Origin of the sequence: Kocuria sp. 2SI (assembly GCF_005502825.1) — a bacterium.
Taxonomy (GTDB): Bacteria; Actinomycetota; Actinomycetes; order Actinomycetales; family Micrococcaceae; genus Kocuria; species Kocuria palustris.
The window spans coordinates 22821-40321 of the sequence record NZ_SCNB01000005.1 but is presented as its reverse complement, the minus strand read 5'-3'; the positions used below and the strand labels follow the sequence as shown (position 1 = coordinate 40321).

Below are 17501 nucleotides of genomic sequence, written 5' to 3'. Positions count from 1 at the left end.
CGGGGGCGAGGACGGCCTCGTCCTATGACTAGACTCGAAACCATGTCTAGCTCTTTCCTGGCAAAGGACCGTAATCGCATCCTCATCGTGGGCGGCGGGTACCTGGGCTACCACGTGGCTCAGGGGCTCCAGAAGCGGATCAAGGAGTCCGGCGGCATCGTCACGATCGTCGATCCGAACCCCTACATGATGTATCTGCCCTTCCTCCCGGAGGTCGCTGCCGGCAGCCTCGAGGCGCGCTCCGCCGTGGCTCCCTTCCAGCAGTTCCTCAAGGACACCGAGTCGCTGTCGGGCCGTGTCATCGGCATCGACCACGACAAGCGCGTGGCCACTGTGGCCTCCATCAACGACGGCCCCGTCTTCGAGGTCCCCTACGACGAGATCGTGCTCGCCGCGGGCTCCGTGACCCGCGCCTTCCCCATCCCGGGGCTGGGCGAGTCCGCGATCGGCATGAAGTCCATCGAGGAAGCCGTGGCGGTGCGCAACTGGGTCTTCGAGCGGATCAGCGCCGCCTCCCAGATGGAGGACGGTCCGGAGCGCCGCAAGGCCCTGACCTTCGTGCTGGTCGGCGGCGGCTTCGCAGGCATCGAGACCATCGGCGAGCTCGAGGACGCGGCACGCAGGGCCGCAGAGCGCAACCCGCGCGTGAAGGTCTCCGACCTGCGCTTCGTGCTGGTCGAGGCGGCCGGGCGCATCATGCCCGAGGTCTCCCAGGACCGCGCGGAGAAGGTCGTGGCCGAGCTGCGCTCGCGCGGTGTGGAGGTGCTGCTGAACACCTCGCTGGAATCCGCCGAGGACGATCACATCAAGCTGATCAACATGCAGGACAAGTCCCCGGCCGGCGAGTTCGACGCCGACACCCTGATCTGGACCGCTGGCGTCCAGGCGAACCCGCTGTTCAAGAAGAACACCCCGTTCCCCGTCGACGACCGCGGCCGCGTCCGCGCCGGAGCAGACCTGCGGGTCACCGGCGACGACGGCCCCATCCCGGGCGCCTGGACCGGCGGTGACAACGCCGCAGTTCCGGATCTGTCCGGTCAGGGCCCCGGCGGCTTCTGCGTCCCGAACGCGCAGCACGCCATCCGCCAGGCGAAGGTCATGGTCAAGAACATCCTGGCCGCTCGGGAGGGCAAGCCGCTGGAGGACTACTACCACGAGAGCCTCGGCACCGTGGCGGGACTGGGCCTGTACAAGGGTGCTGCCAACCTCAAGGGCGTCGAGTTCTCCGGCCCCCTGGCCTGGCTCATGCACCGCGGCTACCACGCCTACGCCATGCCGACTCTGGACCGCAAGTTCCGCATCCTCAGCGAGTGGACTGCCAATATGGTCTTCGGGCGCAACACCACCCAGATCCGCCACGTGCGCGATCCTCGCCTGAACTTCGAGACGGCCACCGGCCAGGAGGTCGTGCGCAAGCAGGTCAAGCTCTGAGCTGATGCGCGCAGGAGCCCCTCTCGCTCTCGGCGGGAGGGGCTCCTGTCATAGCCCCTATAGCCCAATCGGCAGAGGCAGCGGACTTAAAATCCGCTCAGTCTGGGTTCGAGTCCCAGTGGGGGCACCAGCCGACCCTCGGATCGACGGCCCGCATCCGATCAGTGACAGATGAGCACCCCCGTCAGCGCTGACGGGGGTGCTCATCTGTCAGCAACCGGCAGATTGCCGGGGATCAGGCCCGTGCGACCGGGTACATCTGGGCGCGCAGCTGCGAGGCGGGGACCACCTCGCGCCCGAAGGGGAAGCAGGTCACGGGGATCAGCTTGAGGTTCGCCCATGCCAGCGGGATGCCGATGATCGTGACCGCCTGGGCCACTGCGGTGACGACGTGGCCGAGAGCCAGCCACCAGCCGGCGATCACGAACCAGACGATGTTGCCGAGCCCGCTGAAGGCACCGGCGCGCCGGGTGGTGATGACCTCGCGGCCGAAGGGCCAGATCACGAAGCCGGCGATGCGGAACGACGCCAGCCCGAACGGGATGGTCACGATCAGCAGGCAGGCCAGGATCCCGGCCAGCGCGTAGCCCAGGAAGAGGGTCCATCCGGCGGTCAGGAACCAGATGATGTTGAGGATGAATGACAGGAGGCTTCTCATATACCGAGACTAGCCGACTGGGCGCTGCGGCCGCGGGTCCCCGTGACTGCCCGGTAATGCATCGCTCCAGTTCACAGGGCAGATGAGCGCCCCTGAACTGGGGACCGATAAGGTGCCATCGGGGTGGGGCCCGGTCCTACGATGGGGGAGCGGGTCTGGTCGCCCGCGCAGCTACGACGCAGGCAGGGGAGACGAACATGAGCGCTCAGAAGGAACTGACGGGGACTTGGAGCATCGATCCGACCCACAGCCGGGTGGGGTTCTCCTCGCGCCACGCGATGGTCACCAAGGTCCGAGGGGCCTTCAACGACGTCTCGGGCACCGCGCAGCTGGACGCCGAGGACATGTCGCGCTCGAAAGTGAGCGTCGTGCTGAGCGTGGACAGCGTGGACACCCGCAGTCCTCAGCGCGATGCCCACCTGCGCAGTGCCGACTTCTTCGATGCACAGCAGCACCCCACCATCGAGTTCGACTCCACGGCGGTGGATGAGGTGGACGAGAATCAGTTCATCGTCACCGGCGAGCTCACGATCCGGGGCGTGACCCGCACGATCTCCGTGCCGCTGGAGCTGCTGGGCGTGGACACCGATCCGTTCGGGCAGCTGCGGGCCGGCCTGGAGGGCTCGCGGCGCATCGACCGCAAGGACTGGGGCGTCTCCTGGAACACCCCGCTGGACTCCGGCGGCGTGCTCGTCTCGGACAAGATCACCCTCGAATTCGAGCTCTCCCTGGTGAAGGATGCACCCGCAGGCGCCGATTCTGCCCCGCAGGGCTGAGCGGCTGCCGTCGCGGCCGACGGTAGTGTCCCGGACATGGATTCTCCCCTGAGCGCACCCGAGCCCGGCACCCTGAGCATCGACATCTGGTCGGATGTGATGTGCCCGTTCTGCTGCCTGGGCGACCGGCATCTGCAGCTGGCGCTAGAGCAGTTCGAGCACCGCGATGCCGTGCGCGTGGTCTACCACTCCTTCCTGCTGGCTCCGGAGTTCCCGGAGGGTCGGACCATGCCCATGCTCGAGATGCTTGCTCAGCACAAGGGCATGAGCCGCGAGCAGGTCGAGCAGATGAATCATCCGGTGATCGAGCGCGGTCGCGAGGTCGGGATCGACTTCGCGATGGATCGGGTGCAGTCGTCGTCGACCCGCAGGGCCCATGAGCTCTCGCACTTCGCCCAGGCCAGAGGCAAGGGCCGCGAGATGATGCAGCGGCTTTTCCGGGCCTATTTCTCAGAAGGGAAGGTCCTGGACGACATCGACGTCCTGGTGGCCCTGGCTTCGGAGATCGGGCTGGAACCCGAGCAGGCCCGTTCCGCCCTGCACGAGCGCACCTGGCGAGAGGCGGTCCAGGATGACCTGACGGTGGCCCGCAGCCTGTCAGTGCAGGGCGTTCCGTTTTTCGTGCTGGGCTCCCGATACGCCGTCTCTGGGGCGCAGCCGCCGGAGGTGCTGCTGGAGGCCCTGCGCAGTGCCTGGGCGGCCGTCGTCGAGGACACGAACGCTGCGACGGGCCAGGCGGCCAGCCCCGACAGTGCGGGCGAAGACCCGAGCGAGCCGCGCCCCGCAAGCTGACCGGCGGGGCTGATCCACAGGACAGGCCGCTCACACTCGACCTGGATACCTGGCTGTTTCCAGACATTCCCCATACCATCACCAGGTTGCTCGACTCGTAGGAGTTGCCTGGGAATCTCCCCATAGCAGTCGTGATCTCCTCTGGATGAGGCGCTCGCACGCTCCTGCGGTTCGACCCGAGCACTCGAATCCAGCGAAGGGAGCACTGCGTGAGCGAATCCGAGCAGGAGAAGACAGCACGTGAAGGAGGACAGCGGACGCCGCTGGACCGCCAGCGCCTCGGCGGCACGGACAAGGACCAGCAGCGCGAGACCAAGCGCGAGGAGAGGCGGGCCCCCGTCTCCTCCTCGGAGCTCTCGGCCGGATACTCCGCCCTGACGCAGGACAGGGGCCCGCAGGTCAACTGGGTGGTGTTCCTGATCGCGGCGTGCGCGATCCTGGCGTTCTCCGCCTTCGCGATGGCCGCCCCGGACAGCGCTCGGGAGACCATGCACGGCATCGTGCTGTGGATCGCCGAGAATCTGGGCTGGTACTACGTCCTGACCGTGACCCTCGTGATCGGCTTCGTCCTGTGGGTGGCCTTCTCCAAGGAGGGCTCCGTCCGCCTGGGACCTGATCACTCGCGCCCCGAGTACAAGTTCTTCACCTGGCTGGCCATGCTCTTCGCCGCCGGCGTGGGCATCGACATGCTGTTCTACTCGGTGACCGGGCCCATCACGCAGTTCATCCACCCGATCGACGGCGACCCGCGCAGCCTCGAGGCCGCGGAGGAGTCGGTCGTGTGGACCATGTTCCACTACGGCGTGGCCGGCTGGTCCATGTACTCCCTGATCGGCATGGCCCTGGGCTACTTCGCCTACCGCTGGGGCATGCCGCTGTCGATCCGCGCGGCGCTGTACCCGCTGCTGGGCAAGCGCGTGCGCGGAGCCACCGGCGATGTCATCGACATCTTCGCCCTGGTCGGCACCGTGTTCGGCGTGGCCACCTCCATGGGCATCGGCGTGGTGCTGCTCTCCGTCGGCTTCTCGACCCTGTTCGGCATCCCCGACGGGCTCGGGTTGCAGATCGCACTGATCATCGTGGCCGTGGTGCTCACGATCGCGGCCTGCACCTCCGGCGTGGACAAGGGCATCCGCATCATCTCCGAGCTGAACATCTGGTCCGCTGCGGCCATGCTCGTCTACATCCTGATCTTCGGGCAGACCGCGTTCCTGATGAACGGCATCGTGCAGAACATCGGCCGGTTCATCTTCACCCTGCCCGAGCGCACTCTGCAGACCATGGGCTACAACCCGGACGGCGCGGAGTGGATGGGCTCCTGGACCCTGTTCTTCTGGGCCTTCTGGCTGGCCTGGGGCCCGTTCGTGGGCCTGTTCCTGGCGCGCATCTCCCGCGGCCGCACGCTGCGCGAGTTCGTGCTCGCCGCGATCACCGCGCCGGTGCTGTGCGACTTCCTCATCGTGACGATCTTCGGCAACTCCGCGCTGCACGAGGTCATGGTCAACGGCAACGGGGAGTTCGCCCAGCTGTCCATGGACAGCCCCGAGCAGGGCTGGTATGCGCTGCTGGAGATGTTCCCGGGGGCGACCTTCCTGATCGGGCTGGCCACGCTGTCCGGGCTGCTCTTCTACCTGACCTCCGCCAACTCCGGCGCCATGGTCATGTCGAACTACTCCTCGACCATCCCGGACCCCGCCGACGACGGCCCCAAGTGGCTGCGCATCTTCTGGGCCGTGCTCACCGCGATCCTCACGATCGCGATGCTGATCGCCGGCGGTGTGACGACCATGGAGTACGCCACGCTGATCTTCGCCCTGCCGGTGACGATCGTGGCCTACCTGCTCATGGCTTCCTTCCTGAAGGCGCTGCGCATGGAGAAGGCCGACCGCGAGGGCCGTGAGCTGCGTCGGTCCAACACCGCCGCCAGCGGCGGCCACGCCCCCGAGCGCAGCTGGCGCCAGCGCCTGGCCAACCTGCGCTCCTACCCGTCCAAGCGCCAGGTCGTCGAGTTCGTGACTGGCACCGTGCAGCCGTCGCTGCGTGACGTGGCCCATGAGTTCGAGAAGCAGGGCTACGAGGCCACCATGGCGGTCAACGAGCTGACCGGGCACCAGATCCCGTCGTCGTCGATCGAGGTGGCCATGGGTGATCAGCGCCCGTTCCGCTACGAGGTCGCGGCCGTGGAGACGAACGTCCCCATGGTGGGCGCGCGCATGGGCCAGAACCCCGAGCGCTACTTCCGCCTCGAGGTCTTCACACAGACGGGCTCGGAGGGCTACGACCTGATGGGCGTGACCCGCCAGCAGATCATCGACGACGTCCTGGACCGCTTCGAGTCCCACCTCGGGTTCCTGGACTACTCGACCCTGCACTCGACCGCCTCCGTGCTGACCCCTCCGCAGGAGACGGATCCCGCAGACGACCTCACGCCGGTGCCCGGAGATCTGCCCGGCCCGCAGCCGGATTCCTCGCGGGTGGCCATGCCGTCGCCCGATGCCCCGGATCCGGATCAGCGCCGCTGAGTCCTCCCGAGCCCCGCAGGGAACAGGCCCCCGCTCCGACGCCGCGCGTCGGGGCGGGGGCCTGCGTCATCTGCGGGATCGCCTCGCCCGTGCCGGCCCACGGCTCGGCGGCTGGCGCCGTCACCGCGCACGGAGGACACTTGAGGGGATCGGCCCCGTGGCCGATGACCCGAGCCGGAAGGAGTGCGACATGGCGGTCTTCCACCATCAGGAGGTCCTTGAGCATCCGCTGGAGACCGTCTGGGACTGGCACTGCCGCAGCGGAGCCCTGACCCGGCTGAGTCCCGAGTGGGCCCAGACGGTGCTGCAGGAGTCCTGGCCGCCGCTGTCGACGGGTTCCCGGGCCCACCTGCGCACCAGCGCTCCGGGCACCGCCGGGTCGGTGCGCGTGCCGTTCGTCAGCGAGCACGAGCCCGGCCCCACGGAGCACTCGTTCGTCGATCGGATGGTGCGCGGTCCGCTGAGCAGCTGGGAGCACACGCACACCTTCGCCGCGCATGAGGACGGCGCGACGCTGATCGCCGATCGGATCGCCTACGAGCCGCTGCCGGGCCGCCTGGGTGAGAGGGCGAGGTTCGTCGCCTCCGCCATGCGCCCCACGCTGGAGGCCACGTTCCGCGCGCGCTCCACCAAGCTGCGCGCGGACCTGGACTTCCAGGGGCAGCTCGACGGGATCAGCGGAGGGCGCAGGCTCAACGTGCTGATCGGCGGTGCCTCGGGGCTCGTGGGCTCCCAGGTCGCTGCCATGCTCTCGACCGGTGGGCACAGCGTGCGCAGACTGGTCCGGCGGGCGGCCCAGCGCGAGGACGAGGTCTCGTGGGACCCGGGCACAGGGCAGCTGAATCCCTCGGACGTTGCCTGGGCGGACGTCGTCGTGCATCTGGGCGGAGCGAGCATCGCGCGCCGCCTCACGGAATCCGGAAAGCGCGCCATCCGCGAGTCGCGGCTGTCCTCCACCGGGCTGATCGCCGACGTGTGCGAGCAGCTGCCCGCCTCCGTGCGCCCGGAGGCCTTCGTGTGCGCCTCAGCGATCGGGTACTACGGCGGCCAGCGCGGCAGCGAGCAGCTGGTCGAGGGCTCGGCCTCGGGAGGCGGTTTCCTGGCCGAGGTCTGCCGCGATTGGGAGGCGGAGGCGGCCCGTGTGGAGGCCCTGGGCATGCGCCGGGTCAGCCTCCGCACGGGCGTGGTCATGACGAGCCTGGGCGGGATGCTGCGGCTCCAGCTGCCGCTGTACCTGGCCGGGATCGGCGGCCCGCTGGGCGGCGGGCGCAATCACCTGTCCTGGATCTCGCTGGATGACCTCACCCGGATCTACGCCCGGGCAGTCGTCGACGGCGGGCTGGAGGGGCCGGTGAACGCCGTGGCCCCGGAGCCGGTGCGCCAGCGGGAGTTCGCCCGCGAGCTCGGCCGCGCACTGCACCGGCCCCGGATCGTTCCGACCCCGGCGCTGGGGCCCAGGCTCCTGCTGGGGAGCCAGGCGAACGAGGAGTTCGTGATGGCCGACCAGCTCGTGCGCCCGGCCGCGCTCGAGGCCCACGGGCACGCGTTCCGCCACCCGAAGCTGGCCGACGCCCTGGGGGAGACGCTGCCGCCGAGAAGCTGATTCAGCTGCTCGGCTTGGAATCGCGGGCGAAGCGCTCCGCCTTGATGCGCTCGGGAAGGACGCGGTTCACAGCCGCGGCGCGCTTGGTGGCGGCGTCTCCGCCCACCACATGATCCTTGACCGCGAACAGCGCGTCGAGGCCCTGCCGCGCGACGACGGACGGATCGTTCTTCCAGTCGTTCGAGCCGAACTTCGTGTCGTCCATGCCGGCCGTGTGGTGGAAGTCGGTGGCCGTGGCCCCGGGCATCAGGACCGTGACGCTCACGCCGAACTCGCGCAGCTCCTGGCGCAGTCCCTGGGCGAAGCTGCTCATGAAGGCGCGGGTGGGCCCGTAGATCGACTCGTAGGGGGTCGGGGTAGTGGCGGACAACGACGACGTGATCAGGATCCGCCCCGCTCGGCGCTGGGCCATGTGCCGGGCCACGTGCTTGGCCAGAACCACCTGGGAGGTCACGTTGAGCCCGAGCATGGCCAGCTCGTCGTCCAGGTCCGTGTCCAGGAAGGACCCGCCGAGGCTGCGTCCGGCGTTCAGCGCAGCGACCTCGAGCGGTGGATCCAGCTGCTGGACAGCCTGCCAGACCGCCTCCGCGCCCTCACGAGTCGACAGGTCGGCCTGGACCGGGTGCACCTCGACGCCCGGCAGCTGCTCGGGCAGGTCGAGGATCCGGTCTCCGGACCCGACGCCCACGATGTCGAAGCCGCGCTCGGCAAGGCCGTGGGCAAGCTGGAGGCCGATGCCCGCTGAGGCCCCGGTGATCAGTGCGAGAGAAGACATGCCACCAGCTTAGGACGTGGCGCGCCAGGCAGCCTTGCGGGGAGGCGCACCGCATCGAGTGGCCCCGCAGAGTCCTCGCTCGATGCGAGTGGCGTCGTGGTGTGGGTCTGCAGCCTCGGATGCACACCACTAGGCCACTGGATGACGGGGGGAGAAGCTGACTCACACTGAGAGGCCACTTGACCTGCTCGGGGGCTGGGCGCGGGGCGATTGCTGCAACAGGGCATGAAGAAGGCCCTCCTACCTGACGTCATGCCTGGTCGGAGGGCCTTTCACGGGGTGGAACCTGAGGTACCTAACTGGAACCACCTGCGCCGGCTGGAACGTCTTGATTCCGCGTGGTCACGGGGATCTCCGGCCGTCGCAACGTCACCAACACTCAAGTTCGCGGAGGGATTCGATGTAGTTGAGAACCCTAGTAGACGTAGTAGAACCCGTCTCACGGAGAAGGAAGTAGAAGCTATTCGAACCGCTCGGGCGGGCGGCGAGAGCGTGATGGCGATCGCGAAACGGTTCGGTGTACACCGCGCGACTGTGTGGCAGCACACGAAGTCCTCGCCGACAAGGTGAGTAGGCGCCCTAATCATTCCTCGGAGGGCGCTTTGCCATCCTTCGTCTTTTCCGCGCTTTCGAGAGCAGCGCGCCGTGCCTGCTCCAGGCCTGGGTGCTCATCGATCCCCGGCAAGTTCCACGGCTCTGGGACGATGCGATCTGCGGGCGCGAGCTTGTCGTCAAGCCAGAGCCGGATCGGCGTGCCGTCCTGCGGCTCGATGACGACGTGCTGTCCTGGGGGTCTGGCGACGGAGTCGGACGGTTGTCAGGGGCGGAGCGGTTCTGTGCCTGTGGGCTCACTCGGTGACCGCTTCGGAGTTCTTCCACCGTCGGGCGGCGATGAATGATCGCACCCCCATCACGACGTAGACGATGAGGAGGAGGAACGTCACGACGCTGGCGATGATCGCGATCGGGCGCTCGGCCTGGCCGGTGAACAGGTCACTGATATTGATGACGTTCATGAACGTTCCGGCGATCCCCAGGAGCGCGACCAGGAGTGCGATATGGATGCCGATCTTCTGGTTCTTCACCGCGATCAGCCCGCACGCCGCGACGAGCAGACCCAGGATGGCGGGGATCAGCGCGGTCCAGCTGCTGAATCCGGCCGCGATGTACGAGACGACACCGACGCCGATGAGGATGGCGCCGAGGATCAGGGTTGTGCGAGGCATGGTGCTCCTTCGTTGGTGGTCAGATTCGGGCCGACGGCGTCAGGACTGTCAGTGCGAGCGCGGTCGTCGTTCCGGCTAGAGCCAGGACCATCAACCAGGTCCTCAGCCGATTCGCCCTAGCCCATGGCCGCTCGAAGGCGACGCGTGCACTCCTCAGCGCATTCGCGTCGGCGCCGTTGCGGAGGGCGATGAGGGCACGGTTGAGGGGAACGTTGATCGTGAAGGTGACCGCCATACCGCCGCCGTAGGCGGCGAGAGCGAGGACGCAGGCCCCCAACACGAGGCCAGCATTCGGAATGAAAGCCGCTGTTCCGGTCGCGATCAGAAGCGCGATCACCGGCGTCGTGGACACGGCGAAGAACACCGGGTTCTCGACCCGCGCGTTGAGGCGCTGGTTCGCGACGACGAAGACACGATCGTCGACTTCTGCGAGTCCCGGCATCACGGAGTTCGCGTAGGCGAACACATACCCGGCGACGATTCCCGCGGAGACCGTGGCGATCGCCAGGGTGACGATGAGGAGAAAAACCATGGGCGTCCGATCGTTCGAGGGCGTGCGCACGTCAGGGTGCGCTCTACCAGCGAAACTCTCGGACGGGGAGTCTCGGACTATTCCGCGTGCGTCAAGAGTATCAGCGCAGGACCTGCCCTGGCAGACACCCGGGCTCCTTCTCGATCGAGATGCGGGCCCGGTGGGTGGTCAGCGGCGGGCGATGAGGGACGCGTCGGCGTTCTCGCGGCGGCCGGTGGCGGTGACGCGGGCGAGGAGGATCACGGTGCGGACGATGATGGTGGCAGCGGCCATGAACAGCAGGGCCGGCGCCCAGACATCGGTGGAGAGGTTGTTCTGGACGGTGAAGGTGCCGAGGCTCTGTCCGCCGCTGTTAGTGGCCCAGATCTGGAACACGAGCCGGGAGCCCATGCCGATGACCCACAACGCCGCGGCTAGTGCGGTGGCCTTCACGACGACGACGCGGTCGCGGACGCGGACGCGCGTGAAGGCGCCGACGCCGGCGCCGATGGCCGCACCGATGAGGACGGTGATGACCAGGAGGAGGAGGTTGTTGCCGTCGGTGGGGATGGTCGTGATGTAGTTGGTTCCGGCCCAGACGACGATCGCGACGGGCAGGAGCACCTGGATCAGCGACAGGCGCCGCTCGAACAGTTGAATGAGGACGAGTCCGATGAGGACGAGGTCGATGATCCAGTCAGTTGCGCTCATGGACTCATCTTCCGTCGAAACTAGGGCCAATGTCGTGGACCTGAGGGTGGAGGCCGGGTGGAGAAAACCCCTCCACCCGTGTCTACTCGCAACGTGCGGTCAGGTGAGGCCGTGCCGGTGGGCGTAGACGACGGCCTGGGCGCGGTCGCGGCTGCCGGTCTTGGTGAAGATGCGGTTGATGTGGGTCTTCACCGTCGATTCGCTGATGAACAGTTCCCGGGCGATCTGCCCGTTGGAGAGCCCACCGGCGATGAGCACCAGGATCTCCGTCTCCCGCGCCGTGAGCCCCTCATCCGTAACAGGCGCGGCCGGGGGGCGGGCGCTCAGCCGCGCGATGAGGCGGGAATGCACGACGGGATCCAGGAGAGACTGCCCGGCGTGTGCCGCGCGGAGCGCCCGTTCGAGGTCAGCCTTGCTGGCATCCTTCGTGAGATACCCGAGGGCGCCCGCGGCAAGAGCCGCATCGATGGACTCGTCGTCACTGTAAGTGGTCAGCACCACGACCCGGGTATCGGGGTGGTAGGCATGGATGCGCCTGGTCGCGTCGATCCCGTCCAGGCGGGGCATGCGCAGATCCATCAACACGACGTCCGGCGCGTACTGCTGCACAGCGCGGACGGCTTCTTCGCCGTCGCTGGCGACGGCGACCACGTCGACGCCTGCGATCCGTTCACAGATGGTGACCAGGCCATCGCGGACGAGGGCTTGGTCATCAGCGATCACGACTCTCATAGCGGCACCTCCGCACGTACTCGCCACCCCGCAGCATAAGGGCCAGCCTGCAGTGTGCCGCCGGACAGTGCCAGACGCTCCCGCATCCCGGTCAGCCCGAACCCGCCGCCAGCCATCTCGAGATTCGGACCGGTTGCGCGTGCAGGACCGTTGACGATGGTGAGGACGACCGCGGCATCCGTGTACTCGAGCGTGCCGGACTTCTCCGCATCCGGAGCATGCTTGGTGACGTTCGTCAGCGCTTCCTGAGTGATACGGATCAAGGCATGCCCGATCTGCGCCGGGAGCGGCCGGACCGGACCGGTCAGCGTGAACTCGGCACCGGCGTCGCGGAGCAGATCCGCGATCCGTGCGTCCACCGCGACAGGGTCCTCACGCAGGGCCCACACCGCCTGTCGGGCTTCGTCCAGGCCTTCCACGGCCAGCCGCCGGGATCGTTCCAGGGATGCGCTCACCTCGTCCCGGGTCGATGCCCGGTCATCGGCGATCGCCGCGCTCGCGTTCAACTGCACCACCAACGCCGACAGCGTGTGCGCGAGAACGTCGTGTACCTCGCGGGCGATCCGCGCCCGCTCATCGAGCAGCTCGGCACGCTCATGCTCGACCTGCGCCCTGTCCTTCGCCACCTCCAGTGCTGCTTCTCGTCTGGCCCGGACTGCACGCTCGCGCCGCCCGAAGCCGATCATCAGCCCAGTCAAGCCGCCAACGGCCGCGACAAGGCCGGCCTCGAATCCACCCGTGAAGGTCCACCCCGCGATCGTTGCCGCAGCGACACCGACGGTGGCGATCACCAGAGTCATCACCACGCCGGGCAGCGCGGTGGCACACGCCACGCCCAGGCCGAGGATGACCGCGCCCACGGGCGACCACGTTGCCAAGAACGCTCCGCCCAGCACGAGCACGATCACGGTGACCCACGCCAGCGCCGGCGAAGACAGACGCGAACGCCATGCCCACACCCCCCCACGCGAGAACGACGAGCACCCCCACCCCTGCCACGACCAAGAGCCGGTGCTCCCAGCCGGCGGGGACAGCGGCGTTTACCGCGGCGAAAAGGCCGAGGGCAACCAGAACCCGCACGAGCACAGTGGCCCGCCGACCGATGGGCGCGACATCGATCATCGAGTATCCCCCGCAGTCCATCCGCTGTCCGCTAGAAACGCGCGGGCTTCGGCGGCGATGTCATCCATGTATGCGATCAGGGCCTGCACTGTCTCGAAACGACGCTGCGGCCGCATCCGATGGTCCAGCTCGACACGAGCGGCACGCCCATACAGATCCATGTCGATATCGAGCAGATGCGCTTCCACCGTCCGGGCAGTGCCGGCGAACGTCGGATTCGACCCGATCGACAACAGCGCCGGCCACCCCACCAGCGCAGGCCCGCTCCCCGCGGAGCCGTCATGCAGCGTGAACCAGCCGAAATACACGCCATCGTCAGGAATCGCTGCGTGATCGTGCACGTCCAGATTTGCTGTGGGATACCCCAGGTCGCGGCCCCACCCCACCCCCGCGACGATCACGCCATCAATCGTCGTGCCGCGGGCGGCGGGCCTGCTGTTCACGATCGCTCGCCTTCCACCCGCAGATCGGGCCCTGGCCAGCGCCGATCCAGGTCAAAGACCCGCGCGAGAGTCCGGGCCACACCATCATCGTCATTGGAGGGGACCACCTCATCCGCCGCCGCGACGGCAAGCGGGTCGGCACCCGCGACCGCGTACCCGCGCCCCGCCCACGACAGCATCGCAGTGTCGTTCGGCATATCCCCGAACGCGAGCACTTCTCCGGCGCCGACACCGACGTGCTCGCACACGCGTGCGAGCGTGCTCGCCTTCGTCACCCCAGCCGCACTGAGCTCCAACAGGTGCGGGCTCGTCCACGTCACCACCACCTCATCACCGACCACGTCGATCGCCCGCTCGCGCAACACATCCGGCTCCCAGCCCGTCCCCTGGACCAGCAGCTTCACCGCAGGCTGAAGCGTCCTGGGTTTCGTTCCGTGGTCAGACGGTCGCGGGTGCGGTCGTCGTGGGGTGAGTGTAGGCGGCCTCGACGTCTGCGGGGGTGCGGTAGTCGAGGGCCTCGTGCAGGCGCTGGGTGTTCCACCAGTTGACCCAGCCCATCGTGGCGAGTTCGACCGTGCTGGCCGTCTCCCAGACGGGCCGGGAGTAGATCAGCTCGGTCTTGTAGAGCCCGTTGACGGTCTCTGCGAGAGCGTTGTCGTAGGAGTCTCCGACGGTGCCGACCGACGCGGTCACTCCCGCGGTCACGAGCGCGTCGGTGTAGGCCAACGACACGTACTGCGTGGGTTCAACCAGTCGTTGCAACACCGGGTTGATGTAGCGAGCGTAGTTGCTCTTCGAACACTTCGGCGGGCGTCTTCCATTGGAGGACCTTTCGGGGGCGGTTGTTGAGTGCGTGAGCGACGGCCTCGAGGTCCCCGGCGGACCATCGCGAGAGGTCTGTGCCTTTGGGGAAGTACTGGCGGAGCAGGCCGTTGGTGTTCTCGTTCGTCGGTCGCTGCCACGGTGAATGGGGGTCTGCGAAGAACACCTTCGTGCCGGTCTGCATCGCGAACTGCGCGTGCCCCGAGAGCTCCTTCCCGCGATCCCAGGTTAGGGTCTTGCGCAGCTGTTCGGGCAGCGTGGTGATCGATGCACTCAGCGCCGCGTTCATCGCGACGGCCCCGTAGCCGCCCAGCGATGGCCCGTTCTTCACATGGGGTTTCTCTGCCCAGCCCTCCATGCGGGGCAAGTGGACCAGGATCGTTGAGCGGCTGCTGCGCTCAACGATCGTCCCGATCGCCGACCTGCCCGTGCCGATGATCAAGTCGCCTTCCCAGTGACCGGGCACGGCGCGGTCCTCGGCTTCCGCGGGGCGTTCGCTGAGGATCACATCGGCCGTGACATGCCCACCGGGCTTGTTCCGTGACCGGGCCCGGGGCCGCCGTAACGCGCGACCGGTGCGAAGACAGGTGACCAGTTCTCGCTGGAGCGCCCCCCGGCCCTCGATGAACAGCGACTGGTAGATCGCCTCGTGGCTGATGCGCATGGACTCATCATCGGGGAAGTCGAGCTTCAGACGCTGAGAGATCTGTTCCGGGTTCCAGGCCAGCGACCACCGCCGGTCCGCTCGGTGCGGCTTGTTCAGCCCCTTCCACGGGGCCGGGGTGGGGCCCGTGACGATCGTGCCGTCGGGCCGGCGAACATCGCCGGCGAGCCGCTCGTGGACGTATTGGCGCAAGTTCTCGTTCTTGAGAAGCTTCGCGACCTTGGGCCGCTTGGCCGCCTGCTGCGCCTTCCACTGGGCGACCGTGGCCCGGTACTCCAGCTTCCCACCACGAGTCGCCGCGTTGCGGCGCAGCTCGCGTGAGACGGTTCCGGGGTCACGCCCGATCACGTGGGCGATCTCGCGAACGCCCTTGTCCTGGGCGTGCAGGATGGCGATCTCCTCGCGTTCCTCGAAGCTCAGGTATCGGCCGGTGGGCTCAGCAAGCGAGATGGGCGGCATGCCGCCAGCGTGGCGAAACCAGCGGGACCCGACCGGCACGGACACGCCGACCGCGAGCGCCGCTTCTGCCGACGTGATGCCCGTGGCGATCAGACGCCAGAACTGCCGTTGCACCTCCCGGGACGGGTCTGGACGTCCGGGCGAGCGCATCGGCGGTCTCAGCGCCCGGTCAGCACGCCATTGCCGACGAAGCTCCTCTGCCGCGTCGCTCGTCTTCTTGGTCCAGTCCTTTGTGGCCATGCTCGAACACCTCCGACATCAAGGTGTTGCGACGACCTGTTGAATCCGCCCTGAGAACCGCGATCGGAGTGGTGGATCAGCCCGCCGTGGCTGCGGGAAGCACCGGTGACCGCGAGGGCCTGCTCGAGAGCCAGTAAGGGCAACGCGTCAGTGTGCAGACTGGTCGAGACCGCCCAGCCGGCGATTCGGCGGGTGAACACGTCGGTGATGAACGCGAGGTAGCAGAACCCGGCCAGAATCCGGACGTCGGTGATGTCTGCGACCCAGAGGCGGTTGGGGCCGTCCGCGGTGAACTGGCGCTCGACGAGATCTGGACGATGATCCGCCTGGTGTGCGGGGCGGGTGGTCACGGGCTTGCGGCCCCGCCGCGCGCCGTGCAGCCCCGCCCGTTTCATCAGGCGGGCGACCTGATCGCGGCCGATGCTCCACCCGGCGTGGCGCATCGCGTGCCACATCTTCCGCACCCCGTAGACCGAGTAGTTCTCCGCGTGGATCCGCTGGAGCTCCTCCACCAGGATCTCGTCACGCACGGCTCGAGTCGAGGCAGGCCTGGTCTTAGAGGCCCGGTAGGCGCGGGAGGTGATGAACCCACAGTCTGTCGCAGCCAGCGTGCGGCAGATGGCCTCGACCCCGAAGCGATCGCGATGCTTGTCGATGAACGCGATCATCTCGTCGTGGGGCGGTCGAGTTCCGCGGCGAAAAAAGCTGAGGCGGCTTTGAGGATCTCGTTAGCGCGTCTGGCCTCGGCCAGTTCGCGTCGCAGGCGGCGGATCTCCTGCTCCGGGGTCTCACCTGCCGCCGCGGGTGCGATCTCGTGGCCGTGGCGGTTGCACCACATCCGCAGTGTCTCCTCTCCGACACCGACCTGCGGGCCGATCACCCGGATCGAGTGCGAGCGAGGCCCGCCCTCAGCGGCCTGGCGCTCCAGGACCATCCTCACAGCACGCTCACGCAGCTCGGGACTGAACTTCTTGGGCATGTTCCGATTCTCCTTCAGTTGGATCGGAACCAAACCCAGGACGTTTCAGTCGACCCCGAGCGGGCGCCGCTGATCCAGTGGGCATTCGCCGTCTACGCCGCCGGTGACACCTCGGTCGAGAAGATCCTCACCAATCTCACCGCCCGCGGCCTGACCACGGTGGCGACCCCGCAGCGGCCGTCCAAGCCGGTCAGCAAGTCCGGGTTCTTCAAGCTCCTGCGCAACCCCTACTACATCGGGCGGATCCGCTACAACGGAGCCGTCTACGACGGCAATCACCCGCCGATCGTCGACGCCGAGGTCTGGGAGCGTGTGCAGCGTCTCCTGGACTCCCGCGCTCAGGCCGATATCCGGTTCCGCAAGCACGAGCACCCGCTGAAGGGGATCCTGTACTGCGCGACCTGCAAGTCACGGCTGCACCTGGACTTCGACCGCAACAAGCAAGGCATCCGCTACGCCTACTACGTCTGCTCCGGCCGGACCAGCAAACGCACCACCTGCACCCGCAAGGCCGTGCCCGTCGGAATCGCCGAGGACCTCATCACCACCTGCTACCAGCGGATCGGGATCAGCGAGGCCACCTACACGGCCCTGGCCAAACAGGTCGACGCCGCGTTCGATGAGCGCATGGCCTCCCGCTCCCAGGAGCTCGCCGAGCTGACTGCGAACCGCAAACGCCTTCAGGCCGAGAGCGAGAAGCTCCTGGCTGCGCACTTCGCCGACGCCATCGACCTCGACACGCTCAAGCGTCATCAGGACCGGATCCGCGCCGGCCTCGCGGAGATCGACCGCAAGCTCGAGAACGACCACGAGCAGTACACCGGGCAACGCAAGTACCTCGCCAGCGCCATGAAGCTGCTCACCTACTGCGCCACGATGTACCGGCAGTCCGACGATGAAGCCAAGCGGCTCGCGAACCAAGCCTTCTTCGACAAGATCTACATCGGCGAGGACGAGCAGCCCATCGTCGAACTCGCCGAGCCCTTCAACGCACTCGCCCCCGACACACTTTCGCATGTCGGGGGTTCGAGTACG

17 protein-coding genes, 1 tRNA gene, 4 pseudogenes and 1 other annotated feature are annotated in these 17501 nt (G+C 67.7%); of the genes and pseudogenes, 8 read left to right on the top strand and 14 right to left on the bottom strand.

What is annotated here, in order from left to right; genetic code table 11:
- Positions 1 to 42: 42 nt before the first annotated feature.
- Together FFS25_RS04255 and FFS25_RS04250 are read left to right on the top strand one after the other, a co-directional pair.
- Positions 43 to 1431, top strand: a complete 1389-nt coding sequence (locus FFS25_RS04255; protein ID WP_137802054.1) for an NAD(P)/FAD-dependent oxidoreductase — start codon at positions 43 to 45, stop codon at positions 1429 to 1431.
- 53 nt (positions 1432 to 1484) lie between these two features.
- Positions 1485 to 1561: transfer RNA gene (locus FFS25_RS04250), tRNA-Leu, on the top strand.
- 105 nt (positions 1562 to 1666) lie between these two features.
- On the opposite strand, the gene FFS25_RS04245 is transcribed toward FFS25_RS04250, so the two are convergent.
- Complete coding sequence (locus FFS25_RS04245; protein ID WP_058871401.1) at positions 1667 to 2089, bottom strand: YccF domain-containing protein; 423 nt, start codon at positions 2087 to 2089, stop codon at positions 1667 to 1669.
- Between the two features lie 197 nt (positions 2090 to 2286).
- Here FFS25_RS04245 and FFS25_RS04240 point away from each other — a divergent pair, with 197 nt between their 5' ends.
- The 4 genes from FFS25_RS04240 to FFS25_RS04225 all read left to right on the top strand — a co-directional run bounded on the left by FFS25_RS04240 (position 2287) and on the right by FFS25_RS04225 (position 7782).
- Positions 2287 to 2865: a YceI family protein gene (locus FFS25_RS04240; protein ID WP_058871400.1), complete on the top strand. Its 579-nt coding sequence runs from the start codon at positions 2287 to 2289 to the stop codon at positions 2863 to 2865.
- Positions 2866 to 2901: 36 nt separating this feature from the next.
- Positions 2902 to 3657: a DsbA family oxidoreductase gene (locus FFS25_RS04235; protein WP_137802053.1), complete on the top strand. Its 756-nt coding sequence runs from the start codon at positions 2902 to 2904 to the stop codon at positions 3655 to 3657.
- Between the two features lie 209 nt (positions 3658 to 3866).
- Positions 3867 to 6179, top strand: coding sequence for a choline BCCT transporter BetT (gene betT, locus FFS25_RS04230; protein WP_137802052.1), 2313 nt, complete (start codon positions 3867 to 3869; stop codon positions 6177 to 6179).
- Between the two features lie 190 nt (positions 6180 to 6369).
- The gene (locus FFS25_RS04225) at positions 6370 to 7782 is read left to right on the top strand and encodes a TIGR01777 family oxidoreductase (RefSeq protein WP_137802051.1); all 1413 of its coding nucleotides are present in this window, start codon (positions 6370 to 6372) and stop codon (positions 7780 to 7782) included.
- 1 nt (position 7783) lies between these two features.
- Here the strand turns inward: FFS25_RS04225 and FFS25_RS04220 are convergent, their stop codons facing one another.
- Positions 7784 to 8557, bottom strand: coding sequence for an SDR family NAD(P)-dependent oxidoreductase (locus FFS25_RS04220; RefSeq protein WP_137802050.1), 774 nt, complete (start codon positions 8555 to 8557; stop codon positions 7784 to 7786).
- A 225-nt stretch (positions 8558 to 8782) separates the two neighbouring features.
- On the opposite strand from FFS25_RS04220, the gene FFS25_RS14105 reads away from it, so the two are divergent.
- Positions 8783 to 9127: a helix-turn-helix domain-containing protein gene (locus tag FFS25_RS14105; RefSeq protein ID WP_137802049.1), complete on the top strand. Its 345-nt coding sequence runs from the start codon at positions 8783 to 8785 to the stop codon at positions 9125 to 9127.
- Between the two features lie 278 nt (positions 9128 to 9405).
- Here FFS25_RS14105 and FFS25_RS04210 read toward each other — a convergent pair whose 3' ends face one another.
- From FFS25_RS04210 to FFS25_RS13695, 11 genes and pseudogenes are all read right to left on the bottom strand, one after another.
- Positions 9406 to 9783, bottom strand: a complete 378-nt coding sequence (locus FFS25_RS04210) for a hypothetical protein (RefSeq protein WP_137802048.1) — start codon at positions 9781 to 9783, stop codon at positions 9406 to 9408.
- Between the two features lie 19 nt (positions 9784 to 9802).
- Entirely contained in the window at positions 9803 to 10315 is a 513-nt protein-coding gene (locus FFS25_RS04205; RefSeq protein ID WP_137802047.1) for an anthrone oxygenase family protein, read from the bottom strand.
- Positions 10316 to 10483: 168 nt separating this feature from the next.
- A complete protein-coding gene (locus FFS25_RS04200; RefSeq protein ID WP_137802046.1) occupies positions 10484 to 11005 on the bottom strand; it encodes a hypothetical protein in 522 nt (173 codons plus the stop codon).
- 99 nt (positions 11006 to 11104) lie between these two features.
- The gene (locus FFS25_RS04195; RefSeq protein WP_137802045.1) at positions 11105 to 11737 is read right to left on the bottom strand and encodes a response regulator; all 633 of its coding nucleotides are present in this window, start codon (positions 11735 to 11737) and stop codon (positions 11105 to 11107) included.
- Positions 11734 to 12645, bottom strand: coding sequence for a sensor histidine kinase (locus FFS25_RS04190; RefSeq protein ID WP_137802044.1), 912 nt, complete (start codon positions 12643 to 12645; stop codon positions 11734 to 11736). Before FFS25_RS04190 ends, FFS25_RS04195 begins: the two co-directional genes overlap by 4 nt.
- 210 nt (positions 12646 to 12855) lie before the next feature.
- Positions 12856 to 13302 (bottom strand): riboflavin kinase, encoded by a 447-nt coding sequence (locus FFS25_RS04185; RefSeq protein ID WP_171004095.1) that lies wholly within the window; start codon positions 13300 to 13302, stop codon positions 12856 to 12858.
- Positions 13299 to 13718: pseudogene (locus FFS25_RS04180) on the bottom strand (HAD family hydrolase); the annotation flags it as partial. The pseudogene FFS25_RS04180 and the gene FFS25_RS04185, both read right to left, overlap by 4 nt.
- A 22-nt stretch (positions 13719 to 13740) precedes the next feature.
- Positions 13741 to 14043, bottom strand: a pseudogene (locus FFS25_RS04175) (integrase core domain-containing protein); the annotation flags it as partial.
- 4 nt (positions 14044 to 14047) lie between these two features.
- Positions 14048 to 15397 carry an IS30 family transposase gene (locus FFS25_RS04170; RefSeq protein ID WP_502704719.1) on the bottom strand — a complete coding sequence of 450 codons (1350 nt, stop codon included), beginning with the start codon at positions 15395 to 15397 and terminating at the stop codon, positions 14048 to 14050.
- A gap of 140 nt (positions 15398 to 15537) precedes the next feature.
- A pseudogene (locus tag FFS25_RS04165) lies at positions 15538 to 16155 on the bottom strand (IS3 family transposase); the annotation flags it as partial.
- Positions 16087 to 16194, bottom strand: a sequence feature (AL1L pseudoknot). It overlaps the preceding pseudogene by 69 nt.
- Entirely contained in the window at positions 16152 to 16466 is a 315-nt protein-coding gene (locus FFS25_RS13695; protein WP_024290233.1) for a transposase, read from the bottom strand. (Overlaps the previous feature by 43 nt.) The gene FFS25_RS13695 and the pseudogene FFS25_RS04165, both read right to left, overlap by 4 nt.
- Here FFS25_RS13695 and FFS25_RS14100 point away from each other — a divergent pair.
- Positions 16377 to 16949 (top strand): annotated as a pseudogene (locus tag FFS25_RS14100) (recombinase family protein); the annotation flags it as partial. The gene FFS25_RS13695 and the pseudogene FFS25_RS14100 sit on opposite strands and share 90 nt — an antisense overlap.
- Here the strand turns inward: FFS25_RS14100 and FFS25_RS04155 are convergent.
- Positions 16875 to 17483 carry a hypothetical protein gene (locus tag FFS25_RS04155; protein ID WP_137802039.1) on the bottom strand — a complete coding sequence of 203 codons (609 nt, stop codon included), beginning with the start codon at positions 17481 to 17483 and terminating at the stop codon, positions 16875 to 16877. The pseudogene FFS25_RS14100 and the gene FFS25_RS04155 overlap by 75 nt on opposite strands.
- Positions 17484 to 17501: the final 18 nt, after the last annotated feature.

Bases quoted from the DNA above. Each gene is read 5' to 3' on its own strand.
- FFS25_RS04255 (WP_137802054.1), top strand. From the start codon at position 43: ATGTCTAGCTCTTTCCTGGCAAAGGACCGTAATCGCATCCTCATCGTG.
- FFS25_RS04245 (WP_058871401.1), bottom strand. From the start codon at position 2,089: ATGAGAAGCCTCCTGTCATTCATCCTCAACATCATCTGGTTCCTGACC.
- FFS25_RS04240 (WP_058871400.1), top strand. From the start codon at position 2,287: ATGAGCGCTCAGAAGGAACTGACGGGGACTTGGAGCATCGATCCGACC.
- FFS25_RS04235 (WP_137802053.1), top strand. From the start codon at position 2,902: ATGGATTCTCCCCTGAGCGCACCCGAGCCCGGCACCCTGAGCATCGAC.
- FFS25_RS04225 (WP_137802051.1), top strand. From the start codon at position 6,370: ATGGCGGTCTTCCACCATCAGGAGGTCCTTGAGCATCCGCTGGAGACC.
- FFS25_RS04220 (WP_137802050.1), bottom strand. From the start codon at position 8,557: ATGTCTTCTCTCGCACTGATCACCGGGGCCTCAGCGGGCATCGGCCTC.
- FFS25_RS14105 (WP_137802049.1), top strand. From the start codon at position 8,783: ATGAAGAAGGCCCTCCTACCTGACGTCATGCCTGGTCGGAGGGCCTTT.
- FFS25_RS04210 (WP_137802048.1), bottom strand. From the start codon at position 9,783: ATGCCTCGCACAACCCTGATCCTCGGCGCCATCCTCATCGGCGTCGGT.
- FFS25_RS04205 (WP_137802047.1), bottom strand. From the start codon at position 10,315: ATGGTTTTTCTCCTCATCGTCACCCTGGCGATCGCCACGGTCTCCGCG.
- FFS25_RS04200 (WP_137802046.1), bottom strand. From the start codon at position 11,005: ATGAGCGCAACTGACTGGATCATCGACCTCGTCCTCATCGGACTCGTC.
- FFS25_RS04195 (WP_137802045.1), bottom strand. From the start codon at position 11,737: ATGAGAGTCGTGATCGCTGATGACCAAGCCCTCGTCCGCGATGGCCTG.
- FFS25_RS04170 (WP_502704719.1), bottom strand. From the start codon at position 15,397: ATGCGCTCGCCCGGACGTCCAGACCCGTCCCGGGAGGTGCAACGGCAG.
- FFS25_RS13695 (WP_024290233.1), bottom strand. From the start codon at position 16,466: ATGCCCAAGAAGTTCAGTCCCGAGCTGCGTGAGCGTGCTGTGAGGATG.
- FFS25_RS04155 (WP_137802039.1), bottom strand. From the start codon at position 17,483: ATGCGAAAGTGTGTCGGGGGCGAGTGCGTTGAAGGGCTCGGCGAGTTC.